14 protein-coding genes are annotated in these 13578 nt (G+C 62.0%); 3 read left to right on the plus strand and 11 right to left on the minus strand.

Features of this window, described 5'->3' with window-relative positions:
* Nucleotides 1-261: 261 nt before the first annotated feature.
* The 6 genes from NKI25_RS03060 to NKI25_RS03085 all read right to left on the minus strand — a co-directional run bounded on the left by NKI25_RS03060 (nucleotide 262) and on the right by NKI25_RS03085 (nucleotide 6394).
* Nucleotides 262-1056 carry an SDR family oxidoreductase gene (locus NKI25_RS03060; protein WP_352998154.1) on the minus strand — a complete coding sequence of 265 codons (795 nt, stop codon included), beginning with the start codon at nucleotides 1054-1056 and terminating at the stop codon, nucleotides 262-264.
* A gap of 23 nt (nucleotides 1057-1079) precedes the next feature.
* Complete coding sequence (iolG, locus tag NKI25_RS03065; protein WP_023677518.1) at nucleotides 1080-2081, minus strand: inositol 2-dehydrogenase; 1002 nt, start codon at nucleotides 2079-2081, stop codon at nucleotides 1080-1082.
* 68 nt (nucleotides 2082-2149) lie between these two features.
* Nucleotides 2150-2917: an ATP-binding cassette domain-containing protein gene (locus tag NKI25_RS03070; protein WP_023677519.1), complete on the minus strand. Its 768-nt coding sequence runs from the start codon at nucleotides 2915-2917 to the stop codon at nucleotides 2150-2152.
* 2 nt (nucleotides 2918-2919) lie between these two features.
* Nucleotides 2920-3996 (minus strand): ABC transporter permease, encoded by a 1077-nt coding sequence (locus NKI25_RS03075; protein ID WP_292655972.1) that lies wholly within the window; start codon nucleotides 3994-3996, stop codon nucleotides 2920-2922.
* A gap of 114 nt (nucleotides 3997-4110) precedes the next feature.
* The gene (locus NKI25_RS03080; RefSeq protein WP_352451673.1) at nucleotides 4111-5052 is read right to left on the minus strand and encodes a sugar ABC transporter substrate-binding protein; all 942 of its coding nucleotides are present in this window, start codon (nucleotides 5050-5052) and stop codon (nucleotides 4111-4113) included.
* Nucleotides 5053-5362: 310 nt separating this feature from the next.
* Nucleotides 5363-6394, minus strand: coding sequence for a LacI family DNA-binding transcriptional regulator (locus NKI25_RS03085; protein ID WP_023677522.1), 1032 nt, complete (start codon nucleotides 6392-6394; stop codon nucleotides 5363-5365).
* A gap of 116 nt (nucleotides 6395-6510) precedes the next feature.
* Here NKI25_RS03085 and NKI25_RS03090 point away from each other — a divergent pair, with 116 nt between their 5' ends.
* Genes NKI25_RS03090 through NKI25_RS03100 form a run of 3 tightly spaced genes read left to right on the plus strand, consistent with a single transcriptional unit; the run spans nucleotide 6511 to nucleotide 9247 of the window.
* The gene (locus tag NKI25_RS03090; protein WP_023677523.1) at nucleotides 6511-7659 is read left to right on the plus strand and encodes a fatty acid desaturase family protein; all 1149 of its coding nucleotides are present in this window, start codon (nucleotides 6511-6513) and stop codon (nucleotides 7657-7659) included.
* A 41-nt stretch (nucleotides 7660-7700) separates the two neighbouring features.
* Entirely contained in the window at nucleotides 7701-8015 is a 315-nt protein-coding gene (locus NKI25_RS03095; RefSeq protein WP_352998156.1) for a MocE family 2Fe-2S type ferredoxin, read from the plus strand.
* A gap of 2 nt (nucleotides 8016-8017) precedes the next feature.
* Nucleotides 8018-9247: an NAD(P)/FAD-dependent oxidoreductase gene (locus NKI25_RS03100; RefSeq protein WP_023677525.1), complete on the plus strand. Its 1230-nt coding sequence runs from the start codon at nucleotides 8018-8020 to the stop codon at nucleotides 9245-9247.
* A 34-nt stretch (nucleotides 9248-9281) separates the two neighbouring features.
* On the opposite strand, the gene NKI25_RS03105 is transcribed toward NKI25_RS03100, so the two are convergent.
* The 5 genes from NKI25_RS03105 to hslV all read right to left on the minus strand — a co-directional run bounded on the left by NKI25_RS03105 (nucleotide 9282) and on the right by hslV (nucleotide 13426).
* Nucleotides 9282-10241 (minus strand): DUF1402 family protein, encoded by a 960-nt coding sequence (locus tag NKI25_RS03105; protein WP_023677526.1) that lies wholly within the window; start codon nucleotides 10239-10241, stop codon nucleotides 9282-9284.
* 182 nt (nucleotides 10242-10423) lie between these two features.
* Nucleotides 10424-11737 (minus strand): ATP-dependent protease ATPase subunit HslU, encoded by a 1314-nt coding sequence (gene hslU, locus NKI25_RS03110; protein WP_352454824.1) that lies wholly within the window; start codon nucleotides 11735-11737, stop codon nucleotides 10424-10426.
* A gap of 4 nt (nucleotides 11738-11741) precedes the next feature.
* Complete coding sequence (locus NKI25_RS03115; RefSeq protein WP_352998158.1) at nucleotides 11742-12338, minus strand: DUF2585 domain-containing protein; 597 nt, start codon at nucleotides 12336-12338, stop codon at nucleotides 11742-11744.
* Between the two features lie 4 nt (nucleotides 12339-12342).
* Nucleotides 12343-12885, minus strand: a complete 543-nt coding sequence (locus NKI25_RS03120; RefSeq protein WP_352736755.1) for a GNAT family N-acetyltransferase — start codon at nucleotides 12883-12885, stop codon at nucleotides 12343-12345.
* Nucleotides 12875-13426, minus strand: coding sequence for an ATP-dependent protease subunit HslV (gene hslV / locus NKI25_RS03125; protein WP_023677530.1), 552 nt, complete (start codon nucleotides 13424-13426; stop codon nucleotides 12875-12877). The genes NKI25_RS03120 and hslV overlap by 11 nt, the downstream gene beginning before the upstream one ends.
* Nucleotides 13427-13578 lie beyond the last annotated feature (152 nt).

Below are 13578 nucleotides of genomic sequence, written 5' to 3' on the forward strand. Positions count from 1 at the left end.
CAATACGGATAAGGTGTTCCACGGACGGCTCCCTTGTTTGAGATCTCAACGAACTCATTCTGGCACATCCGATGCCGTCGGGCGCCGTCCACCCCATCATGCCGTTGCCTTGGCCGAGGAGTGCTGCGGAACTAAATTCTGCATTGTAGCGACGCCTAGATGTCACGGCATGGATCCTCGGGTCTGCGTCGTGTCGCTGCGCTCCTTGCTCCGCCCGTGGATGACGAAGTGATGGGCGGCGTTCCGCTAGACTTGCCGGCGTTATTCCGGTGACGCCCCGGCGATGCTCTGGTCGTAATCGACCAGCGACCCGGTCATGACGCCGGACTGCGGGCTGATCATATAGCTGATCAACCGGGCAAGCTGCGCCGGCTTCACCAATTGGCCCATCGGCTGCGCGGCTTCGGCCTTCTCCAACCAGTCCTCCGGCGCGTCGTGCCATTTCTTCTGCACGATCGCCTCGCCCTCGGTGTCCATCCAGCCGGGCAGCACCGCATTGCAGCGGATGCGATTGCCGCGATAGGCATTGGCGACATTCTTGGTGAGTGTCGCCAGCGCTCCCTTGCTCGACGAATAGGGCGCCAGGAACGACTGGCCGCAATGCGCCGACATCGACAGCACGTTGACGATCGAGCCCGGTACCTGGCGCGCCAGCAAATGCGCCACCACGCCCTGCATCAGGAAAAACGGGCCGCGCACATTGGTCTGGAATATCTGGTCGAACAGATCCTCGGAGGTCTCGACCAGCGAGCCGCGAGCCGAGGTGGCAGCGGCGTTGACCAGCGCGTTGACGGTACTAAAATGGCCAATCGCCGTTTCGACCGCACGCTTGCAGTCGGCCACTTTTGAGACGTCGGCGCTGATGAAGATGGCATCGACGCCTGCCCCCTTGAGGATGGCGACAGCCTTGTCGCCCTTCTCCTGCGAGCGGCCGATCAGCGCCAGCGCCCGGCAGCCCTCATCGGCCAGCGCTTCGGCGACGGCAAAGCCGATGCCTTGTGCGCCGCCGGTGACGATGGCGCGTGTTTCGGAATTGCGACCGGCTGAACCGTTCATCGCCTTGCTCCTGTGCTTGATAGTCAGATTGTTTTGTCGAGGCGGATGGTCTTGCCTTCCTTGGCCGATTTCAGCGCCGCATCCGCCAGCCTGAGCGCCACCAGCCCGTCCTTGCCGCTCGGCGTCGCCTTCTTGCCTGACGTCGCTGCCGCAATGAAGGCAGCGATCTCGTTAGCATAGGCGTCGAGATAACGGGTCATGAAGAAATCGTGCAGCGGCGGCCGCGTATAGCCTTTCTCATTGGCCAGTTCGATCGACACCGGCCGCTGGTTCTCGGCCGCAATCATGCCTTTCGAGCCATGCACCTCGATGCGCTGGTCGTAGCCGTAGGTGGCGCGGCGTGAGTTGGAGATAACGCATTGCTTGCCGGAGGCAGTTTCGAGGATGACGCTGACGCTGTCGAAGTCGCCGGCCTCGCCGATCTTCTTGTCGACCAGCACCGAAGCATGCGCGCTGACCGCCACCGGCTCCTCGCCGAGCAGGAAGCGCGCCATGTCGAAATCATGAATGGTCATGTCGCGGAAGATGCCGCCCGAGCGGCCGATATAGTCGAGCGGCGGCGGGCCGGGATCGCGCGAGGTGATTGTCACCATTTCGACAGTGCCGATGGCGCCGTCGTCGATCGCCTTGCGCACGGCGGCAAAATGCGGATCGAAGCGGCGGTTGAAGCCGACCATCAGGGTGGCGCCGGCCTTGTCGACGACGGCCAGGCAACGTTCCACCCGGGCGGCGTCGAGGTCGATCGGCTTTTCGCAGAAAATCGCTTTACCCGCTTTGGCGAAGCGTTCGATCAGATCGGCATGGGTATCGGTCGGCGTGCAGATGACGACCGCATCGATATCGCCGGCCTTCTCGATGGCATCGATGCTGCGCACTTCGGCGCCATAGGCAGAGGCCAGATCGGTCGCCGCCTTCTCGAAGGCGTCGGCAACTGCGACCAGCCTGGCCTCAGGATTGGAACCGACGGCGCGAGCATGGACCTTGCCGATACGGCCGGCACCGAGAAGAGCAAAGCGAAGAGGCATGAAGAGTTTTCCTTTGAGAATGGTTCGGAAGGGAGGGCGTGTTAGCGCCTGTGGCTCGGCGTTGGCCGTTACGCCGCAAGTTCCGCCTGCCCGGTCTTGGCGCCGGTGATGTAGGAGACGATATCGTTGCCGTCGGTGTCCTGCTTGCGCAAATTGGCGACGATGCGGCCGCGCCGGAAAACGACGATGCGGTCGACCAGGTCGAACACCTGGCGCATGTTGTGAGAGATCAGGATCAGCGGTTCGCCATTCTCCTTCAGCGTGCGGATGATGTTTTCGACCTGCATCGTCTCCTGCACGCCGAGTGCCGCCGTCGGCTCATCCATGATGATGAGCTTGGAAGCAAAGGTCGCGGTTCTGGCAATTGCTACGCACTGGCGCTGGCCGCCCGACATATGACGGATGGTGTTGGAAAGATTGGGGATCTTGACCGCTGTCCGGACCAAGGCTGCCTCGGTCGCCTTGCGCATGAACTTGCGATCGAGGATCGAGAAGGGCCCGAGATTGAAAAGCACCCGCTCGCGGCCGAGGAACAGGTTCGACGGCACGTCGAGGTCGTCGGCGAGCGCCAGGTTCTGGAACACCGTCTCGATGCCCGCCTCGCGGGCTTCGATGGGGCCGGCAAAATTCACTTCCTTGCCGTCGAACCACATCCTGCCGCTGGTGCGCTGCTCGACGCCGGTGATCTGGCGTACGAAGGTCGATTTGCCGGCGCCATTGTCGCCCATGATGGCGACATGCTCGCCCTTGCGCAGCTCGAAGTCGGCACCCTCCAGCGCATGGACGCCGCCATAATACTTGGTCAGGTTTTCGGTTTTCAGGACGATGTCCGACATGATCAAGCCCTCATTGCCCGCAGGCGTTGGCGCCACTGGTCGAGAACGACTGCGCCGACGATGATCACGCCTTTGACCATCTCCTGATAATAGGCGTCGAGGCGCAGAAAGGTGAAGCCGGAGATGATGACGCCGAAGATCAGCGAGCCGATCACTGTCCCGATAATCGAACCGCGGCCGCCCGACAGCGAGACGCCGCCGATAACCGCCATGGCGATCGCGTCGAGCTCGTACATTACACCCATGCCGGCCTGGGCGGTGAGATTCTTGGAGCTCAGCACCACGGCGGCGAGCGCGGCGAGGACGCCGGCAATGACGTAGACGAGGATCTTGTGGTTGGCGATGTTGATGCCGGACATGCGCGCGGCGTCCTCATTGGAGCCGATTGCATAGCAGTGCTTGCCATATTTGGTGTAACTCAGGATCAGCTGGAACAGCACTGCGAGCGATATGAAAATGATGACCGGCATCAGCCCCTTGCCGATGGCGGCGAAACTCTCGGTCGGAAACGAGATCGGCTGCCCCTTTGACCACCATTTGGCGATGCCGCGCGCGGTGACCATCATGCCGAGCGTGGCGATGAACGGCGGGATGCGCGTGTAGGCGATCAAAGCGCCGTTGACCAGGCCGGCAAGCAGGCCGCAGCCGATCGCGACCAGCACGGGCACGATCACCGGCAGGTCGGTCCAGCCCTGGGCGATGAACATCGCCTTCGGGTTCGGGTTGCCATTGACGGTCGCCACCTGGGCGAAGCTCATGGCTATCATCGCCGTGGCGCCGACGATCGAACCTGAGGACAGGTCGATGCCGCCGGTAATGATCACCTGCGTCACGCCGATGGCAATGATGCCGACTATCGACACCTGCAGGATGATGATCTGCAGGCGCGCTTCGTTGAAGATCGCATCGATATTGTCGCGGGTGTTGAACAGGAAGCTGTCGCCCAGGAAAACCCGGCCGATCAGCTCGAAAGCGCCGACCAGGATGACGAGCGCCAGGAAGACGTTGAATTCGGCCGGCCATGCGCGCCGTTTCGCATCATAGCTGAGCCCGCCGACGCCGTGAGATGTCTGTGCCAATCGTGCTTCCTCCGTCAGCCACGGTCTCCACTCGGCGCTGTTCAGGCCGAGAGGGAAAAAGCGGAGCGGCGCTGTCTTACTTTGGCGCGCCGCTCCGTATCGGACAGGTCCGCCTCAGTTCTTCTTCAGGAACTTGTCGATATTTGCCGGCGTGACCAGCTGGAACGGGATGTAGACCTTGTGCTCGACCTTCTCGCCCTTCGCCAGCTTGAGCGCTGCGTCAAGCGCGCCGGCACCCTGGCCGGCCGCGTCCTGGAACACCGTCGCATCGAGGTCGCCCGCCTGCATCGCGGCAAGCGCATCCTGGGTAGCGTCGACCCCGCCGACGACAACCGACTTCATGTCGATGTTGGCGGCCTTCATCGCCTGGATGGCGCCGATGGCGCTTTCGTCATTATTGGCGATGACGCCGTCGAACGGCTTGCCGGTCGACAGCCAGTTGGTCATCAGGTTCTGCGCTTCTTCGCGCTTCCAGTTCGACGTCTGCTTGTCGATGATCTTGATGAAGCTGCACTCCGGCGTGGCGATCACGTCGTCAATGTCCTTGGTGCGCTGCACCGCTGCCTGATTCGACAGCTCGCCCATGATCACATAGACGTTGGCTTCAGTCTTGCCGGCCTCCTTGAACAGGCGGCAGACCTCCTTGGTCTCGAGCGTGCCGGAATCGGCTTCGTTCGAGGCGACGAAGGCCTGGTTTTCGGGCAGCGTGTCGACGTTGACCGGCTCGCGATTGACATAGACCAGTGGAATCTTGGCAGCGGCGGCTGCGTCCGACATCGCCTGAGTCGCCGAGGTGTCGACCGGGTTGACGATGATGGCGTCGACGCCTGAGGCGGCGAAGTTCTTGATCTGGTCGAGTTGCTTGGCGACGTCGTTCTGCGCATCCTCCACCTGCAGCTCGACGCCGTCCATGCCCTTGGCCTGTTCAATCATGCCGTTGCGCAGCACGGTGAGAAAATTGTCGTCGAACAACGCCATCGACACGCCGATCTTGGCAGCAAAGGCGGACGAACTCATCAGCGCCGCGAACGCGACGCCCAAAAGCAGTTTTTTCATTTTATTTCTCCTCCACATTGGTGTCCGGCTGCACCGATCTACCCGGAATTCCCCGATCTCGCAGGGAATTCTCTCCCGATTGCCATTTTTAGTTCCGGAGGCATTTGCCTGAAACAGATCTTCCGGAACGAAAGAACCAAAATTCTCAGTTGGTGAAATATTTATTCCATTTCGCTTGGGCGTCAAGCGAGATTTCGCCATGAGGAATGGATTTTCGGCATTTCGAGCGCTTTTAGACGGACGCTAACGCAAGCCAGGCCTGAAAGCGTTCTGATAGATTACATCATGTCTGCCGCCGATGACCGCGACGTCAGATGTTTTCCGGCAGATAAATGTCGAAGGGCAGAAAGGTCTGGCCCGGCGCATTCGCAGCGCCGGTCTCGATGGCATGCGCCATCAGCCCGACAAGCTCGCGGCAAAGCGCCGCCAGTGGCGTCGAGATCACCATGGTCAGGAAATTATCTGCCAGCGCCGCGCGGGAGTCGGGCGTGATCTCGTTGCAGACGACCGCCGGCATCTCAGCCGGCTTTGCCTCCCTCAGCGCCGAGATCGCGCCTTCCATGCCGCCACCGGCGACATAGCAACCGGCGAGATCAGGGTGGCGGGCCAGAAGCTCGATCATTGCATCATGCGTGATCTGGTTCGCTTCCAGATTGACCAACGTCTCGAGGAGAGTGAATTCCGGCGCCTGCTCGCGAAAGAAGGAGCGAAAACCGATCTCGCGAAGCTCATGGCCATGGAAGCGATGGCTGCCGACGAAGAGGGCAACCTTGCCAGGTCTCTTCGCGGCCTTCGAGATCATCCAGGCAGCGGTGCGGCCGACCTTGCGATTGTCCAGGCCAACATAGCCCTCGCGAATACCGGACGCAAAGTCGGAAAGCAGGGAGAACACCGGTACGCCATTGGCTTTGAGAGCCTCGACGGCGACCGTCAGCGTCGGGTGATCAGGCCCGACCAGGGCGACGGCCCTGGATTTGGCGGCCAGCTTGCGCATCCGCTCGACGATCTCGTCCGGCGCCAGCGAAGCGGCGAAGTCGATGGTGGCCACGCCGCGAAAGCGCGGCGACTGCGATACCGCCAGTTCAAGCTCGCGGGCAAATTCACTGTAGAAGACGTCCTCCCGTCTCAACAGCAGGAACCCGAGCCGGTATTCGGGCAATTCATGGCGCATCCGCTGCTTGATCAATCCGGCTGCGTGATAGCCGATGCTGGTCGCGGCCTCATAGACGCGGCGCGCGGTTTCTTCGCGCACCGGCAAGCGGTTGTTCAGCACCCGGTCGACGGTGGCAACGCTGACCCCCGAAATGCGCGCCAGGTCGGTGATCGTCGGCCGTTTCGCCATCGCTGCCTCATTCCACTGTTTGGCCCTTTTACACCATTCTGATGGAAAATGATAGAAACTATCTTTGTGATATTGAGCCTATCAGGGCTCGGCGTTATTTTGAACGCTGACCGAATATGATCGAGGCCTCCGCCATGGTGGATATTGGACTCCGAACCGGGAATACGAGCTCCGCAGCGGCGTCCCGACGCGACTACAGCCTGATCGGCCGCGACGCGAAGCTTGCCGTCGAGAGCGGGCTGGCGGCGGCCGAGTGGTATCACACCGACGTGCCGCGCAAGGAGATGAAGGAGCTGATGCAGCGCTCCGACGGCCCGGCGATCCGCGATACCATCATCTGGCTCGGCACCATGATCCTCAGCGGCGCCGGCGCCGCCTGGTTCTGGGGCAGCTGGTGGTGCGTGCCGTTCTTCTTCGTCTATGGCGTCCTCTACGGTTCCTCCACCGATTCACGCTGGCACGAATGCGGCCACGGCACCGCCTTCAGGACGCAGTGGATGAACGATGTGGTCTATCAGATCGCCTGCTTCATGATCATGCGCAATCCCGTGACCTGGCGCTGGAGCCATACGCGCCACCATACCGATACCATCATGGTCGGCCGCGATCCGGAGATATCGGTGATGCGTCCGCCCGATCTGCTGCGCGTGGTGCTCAACTTCGTCGGCATTCTCGACGCCTGGCACGCGATGAGCGACATGCTGCGCAATGCAGCCGGTATCGTCAGTCCGGCCGAAAGAACCTTCATTCCCGACCAGGAGCAGCCGAAGGCAATTCGCATTGCCCGCATCTGGACGACAATCTATGCCGCGACCATTGCGCTGGCGCTCTATACCGGCTCGTTCCTGCCGCTGATGCTTGTCGGGCTGCCCAGGCTTTACGGCGCGTGGCACCATGTCATGGTCGGCCTGCTGCAGCATGGCGGCCTGGCTGAAAACGTCACCGATCACCGGCTCAACAGCCGCACCGTTTACATGAACCCGATAAGCCGCTTCATCTACTGGAACATGAACTACCATGTCGAGCATCACATGTTTCCCATGGTGCCCTATCACGCGCTGCCCAGGCTGCACGAACTGATCAAGCACGATCTGCCGGCGCCGACATCGTCCATCCTGGCGGGCTACCGCGAGATGATACCGGCTTTCCTGCGCCAGCTGCGCAATGAGGATTATTTCATCAAGCGCGAACTGCCGCCGACGGCGAGGCCCTATCGCGAGGACTTCCACAACGACAACGCTACCGCTGCGGTGGCTGCCGAATGACAAGCCCATGCCGAGGGTGCCAAGTATTGGGGGAGCCGTAGATGAGCGACTGGGTCGAGGCCTGTGACGCCGAGGACATCGACGAAGAGGACGTGATGCGCTTCGACCATGGCGGCCGCACCTTTGCCATCTATCGCAGCCCCGACGACGAGTATTTCGCCACCGACGGGCTTTGCACGCATGAGAAGGTGCATCTGGCCGACGGGCTGGTCATGGACGACATCATCGAGTGCCCGAAGCACAATGGCCGCTTCAACTACAAGACAGGGACTGCCAGGGGCGCGCCGGTCTGCGTCGATCTAAGAACTTATCCGGTCAAAGTCGACGCCGGCAAAGTCCTTGTCCGGATTGGTTGATGATGACGAAGGGAATGGTCATCATTGGCGCCGGCGAATGCGGCGGGCGCGCCGCCCTTGCGCTGCGCGAGCTCGGCTATGATGGCCCGGTGACGCTGGTCGGCGACGAGCCGCATCTTCCCTATGAGCGGCCGCCGCTGTCGAAAGACGCGATGGTCGCCGACGCGCCCCTGCTCAAGGCGATCGCCAGTGAGGCGGTCCTGGCCGAAAGATCGATCAGGCATATCCATTCGGTCCAGGCGGTGGCGATCGTCCGAGAGGCGCATGTCGTGCGCCTCTCGGACGGTTCCGTCCTGGCCTACGACAAGCTCCTGCTGGCGACCGGTTCGGTGCCGCGCAAGCTGCCGATGCCGGGCCTTGGCGGGCGCTGCGTCTACCTCCGGACCTTCAACGACGCGCTGGCCATTCGCGCCCATCTCAGCGCCGGAAATCGCATCGCCATCATTGGCGGCGGCTTCATCGGGCTTGAGCTTGCCGCGGCGGCACGCAGACTGGGTGCGGCGGTCACAGTTATCGAGGCGCAGCCGCGCATCTTGATGCGCGGCGTGCCGGCCGAGATCGCTGAGGTCATCCATCAGGCGCATGAAGCCGAAGGCGTGAAAATCCTGTGCGGCGAGGGCATCGCCGCCATTGCCGATGATGGCGCCGAAGTGCGCATCGCGCTCGCCGGTGGACACGACATTGTCGCCGATCTTGCCGTGATCGGCATCGGCGCCGTGCCGGTGACCGGACTTGCCGCGGAGGCGGGGCTGACCGTCGACAATGGTATCGCCGTCGACGCCGAGCTTCGCACCAGCGACCGGGATATCTTTGCCGCCGGCGATTGCTGTTCGTTTCCGCTCGCCGTCTATGGCGGCCGGCGCGTGCGGCTGGAAGCCTGGCGCAATGCACAGGAGCAGGGCGCGCTTGCCGCCAGGAATATGCTTGGCGCCGGCGAGTCCCATGCGGCGGTGCCGTGGTTCTGGTCGGATCAGTACGGCCTGACCTTGCAGATCGCCGGCCTGTCGGACGAAGGCCGCAGCATCGTGCGCCGCGACCTCGGCGACGGCGCCTTCATCCTGTTCCACCTCGCCGAGGACGGCAGGCTGGTTGCGGCAAGCGGCATCGGCCCCGGCAACGCGGTCGCCCGCGACATAAGGCTGGCCGAGATGCTGATTGCGAAGCAGGCAAGGCCGGCGCCGGAAGCGCTAGGCTCGCAGACCATCAAGTTAAAGTCGCTGCTGGCGGCTTGATCCGCCGCGTGGATAATTGGCCGAGCGCGTTCGGCTAGAACAGCGCCTTCAGCTCCGGCAGCTTGTCGTTGACCAGCCAGCCATAGTAATTTTCCTCGGGCAGTTTTTCCGGCTCGCCCGCAGCGCGGCGCTTGTCGTTCTCGGCCTTCAGCGCATAGGCGCGCTGTTCGGGGTTGCCGACATTGTAGAGCGTCGACGTGATGCCGGGATTGCCTGAGATGTCGAAGCCGGCAATGCTTCTATAGGCGTCGATCGATTTCCGGATTGTTGCTGCGACATAAGGCAGTGTCAGGTCAGGATCCATGATGGTCTTGTAGACCGCGTTGGGATCGCCGACGTCGAGTTCCGGCAGGCCGGAAACCTTGTGCACGAGGTCGCTCATTTGCAGCGCCGTCAGCGGATTGAGCTGGCCAAGGCCAAAAGTCTGGCCGGCATAATAAGGCTGGAAGAAAGTGGCGCCTAAGCGGTCGTTGGGAAAGCTCTCGCCGTCGACGGTCTTGCCGCGGAACGACCGGTTCCACACCTGTTCGCGGCACTCCCACAGATCGTAGCTGTCGGACTTCCCTGCGCATTTCGCAAATTGCGGCCGCTGCACGAAATCGGAGATGTCCTCGCCATCATAGGCAAAGGAGAGCTTGCTCGACAGATACGAAATCGCCTTGACGTAGTAGGTCTGCAGCCGGTCGTAGGCATCGACATTGTAGGTGTGCTCGCCGACGATGGCGCCGACGATATGCATTGGGTCGATGCCATAGGCCGCGGCTGCCTGCTTGATCTTGCCGCGCAGCTCGGCATCGTTCTGGAGCAGCGCAAAGACTTTGCGGTATTTCGCCTGGAAGGTAGTGTTGGTCGCCTGGGTGCGCCGGCTCGAAGCGCCCGGTATGTCGGGCTGCTCGGTGTTGCGGTTGCCCGGCGGCACCATCGTTGCCGCTTGCGCGGCGAACATGGCTGCCGCCAGCGTCAGCCCCAAAATGACGAGGATCAGTTTTTTCATGCGCCGCCGCCCAAATAGTCGCCGGCAAACTAGGTAATGCTCCACCGGGAGTCGAGAGACGCCTGCACCCGACGGGACGAAAGCTTGCCGGATGCTTCCATTTGGCCACACATCGGGAATGCTGGGCCAAATTGGGGAGGCCGGGAGCAATTCCCCGACCCTCTGCGAGAATGAAGCGTCTCCTACAGGATGAAACGCGACAAGTCCGTGTTTCTGGAGAGGTCGCCGACATGCTTCTCGACATAGGCGGCATCGATGGTCACCGAGGTGCCGTTGCGGTCCGGCGCGTCATAGGAGATATCGTCCAGCACCCGTTCCATCACCGTCTGCAGCCGCCTGGCGCCAATATTCTCGACGCTGGCGTTGAGGTCCACGGCGATGCCGGCCAACGAATCGATGGCGTCGTCGGTGAAGACCAGATCGACGCCTTCGGTCTTCATCAGCGCGATATACTGCTTGATCAGGCTGGCTTCGGTCTCGGTGAGGATGCGGACGAAATCGCCCTTCTCCAGCGCCCGCAGCTCGACGCGGATCGGCAGGCGGCCCTGCAATTCCGGCAGCAGATCGGAGGGCTTAGCGACGTGGAACGCACCCGAGGCGATGAACAGGATGTGGTCGGTCTTCACCGGTCCGTATTTGGTCGCAACCGTGGTGCCTTCGACCAGCGGCAGCAGGTCGCGCTGCACACCTTCACGCGAAACACCGGCACCGATGCCGCCTTCGCGCGAGGCGATCTTGTCGATCTCGTCAAGGAAGACAATGCCGTCATTCTCGGTCGATTCGAGTGCCCTGCGCACCACTTCGTCCTGATCGAGCAGCTTGTCGGACTCGTCGCTGATCAACAGCCCGTAGGACTCCTTGACGGTCGTCTTGCGCAACTTGGTCTTCTTGCCGCCCATCGCTTTCGACAGCATATCGTTGATGTTGAGCACGCCGATATTGGCGCCCGGCATGCCGGGGATCTCGAAGCCGGGCATGCCGCCATTGCCGGTATCGGCCACTTCGATCTCAATCTCCTTGTCGTCGAGCTCGCCGTCGCGCAGCTTCTTGCGGAAACTGTCACGGGTGGCCGGGCTCGCCGTCTTGCCGACGAGCGCTTCGAGCACCCGTTCCTCGGCGTTGATGTGGGCACGCGCCTTGACGTCCTCGCGCATCTTCTCGCGAACCAGCCCGATGGCGATCTCGACCAGGTCGCGGATGATCTGCTCGACATCGCGGCCGACATAACCGACCTCGGTGAACTTGGTGGCTTCGACCTTGACGAAAGGCGCACCGGCAAGGCGTGCCAGGCGGCGCGAAATCTCGGTCTTGCCGACGCCGGTCGGGCCGATCATCAGGATATTCTTCGGCATCACCTCTTCGCGCATCTGGCCCTCGAGCTGCTGGCGGCGCCAGCGGTTGCGCAAGGCAATCGCCACGGCACGCTTGGCGTCTTTCTGGCCGATGATGAAGCGGTCGAGTTCCGAAACGATTTCGCGAGGAGAGAAGGTGCTCATGTCACTAAATTCCACTTTGCCACTGCCGAATGGACTCGAACGGATGCAGCAGCATGATCACGTTGAGTGTCAGATTGTCCCGGATGAGATAGCCGACACCGAATTCGAAGATGAGGGCGAGGGTTACGACCACCCATATAGGAAGCCTTCGCGCCATGACAAACCCCAGCACCATGGCCAGCGTGTCCGACACCGAATTGATGATGCTGTCGCCATAATAGTCGAGCGAGATCGTGCCGGCGCGATAGCGATCGATGATGAAAGGGCTGTTCTCGAGCAGCTCCCAGCCGCCCTCTATAACCACCGCAAAGGCCAGCCTGAGCCCGATCGGCGAGCGCGGGAAAAGGAACCACGCCAGCGCATAGAACAGGAAACCGTGAATGATGTGCGAGAAGCTGTACCAGTCGGAAATATGCTGGGAATTCTCCGAGCTTTGCACCATGCCGTGCCACAGCTTGACATAGCCGCAGGTACAGATCGGCGTCCGCCCCATGCCGTAAAGGACCCCGGCCTGGAAGATGACCAGGCCGAGAACCAGCAGAAGCCCCATTCGCCAACTGTCGTAGTAGGCCGAGACGGTTTTGTCGCTGGATACGCTCATGCTGCTATTGCCCCTCTTCTGCGTCACCCTGTCCGGCATCACCCTCTGGAGCATCAATCGCCATCAGCACGGCATCGCCATATTCCGACTTCCTGCGATCGATAGCCGTGAAACCGGCCTTTTCATAGGCACGGATAGCCCGTGCATTGGCGGGGTCCGGGTCGATGATGACGCGCGGCGTACCTTCCTCGAAAAGCTGCTCGACGAACTGCCGGACGATCGCCGAGCCGTGGCCGACCCCGACAAGCTCCGGCACACCGATCGACAGATCGATGCCGAGCGTGCCGAACGGCTGGTCGCTATAGGGATGGCCGTCCTCCAGATGCGGATCGTAGCTCTGCAAATAGCCGATGGGCTTTCCGTCGAGCTCGATAATCAGCGGCTCGACCGAAATGCTGTCGATATGCTCGCGGATCTCCGCAATCTCGGTCTCTGGGTCGTTCCACCATTCGGCGACATGCGGCTCGGCAAGCCAGCCGGCGATCATCGGCAGGTCCCTCTGGGTCACCGGCCGAAAACCATAGCGGAGGCTCCGCTCAGGCGGCATCGAGGGTTTCGACGACGAAGTTGTTGTTGGTGTAGACGCAAATGTCTGACGCGATCTGCATCGCCTTGCGGGCGATCTCCTCTGCGCCCTTGTCGCTGTCCACCAGCGCGCGTGCCGCTGCCAGCGCGTAATTGCCGCCCGAGCCGATGGCCATGACGCCAAATTCGGGCTCCAGCACGTCGCCGGTGCCGGTCAGTGCCAGCGACACCGACTTGTCGGCCACCAGCATCATCGCTTCCAGCCGCCGCAAATAGCGGTCGGTGCGCCAGTCCTTGGCAAGCTCGACGCAGGCGCGTGTCAGCTGGTCGGGATATTGTTCGAGCTTGGCTTCGAGCCGCTCGAGCAGCGTGAAGGCATCGGCGGTGGCGCCGGCGAAACCGGCGATGACGTTGCCGCCCTTGCCGATGCGGCGCACCTTCTTGGCGTTGCCTTTCATGATCGTCTGGCCGAGGCTGACCTGGCCGTCGCCGGCGATCACCACCTTGCCGCCCTTGCGCACGGTCAGGATGGTCGTGGCATGCATGGTCAGTTCATTCGACATTTTCTGCTCCGATAAGCACCGATCCCATCGAGGCGATCGGCGCGTTACGAGTGACTTGATCGGCCATATGTATGCATAGGCCGGACGATTGCAAACCGGCCATCCGCCGGGCCGGACTGTGCTCCGCAGCGGTAACTGGCAATCGCCGGATC

This window comes from Mesorhizobium sp. M0808 (assembly GCF_040320025.1).
GTDB lineage: Bacteria > Pseudomonadota > Alphaproteobacteria > Rhizobiales > Rhizobiaceae > Mesorhizobium.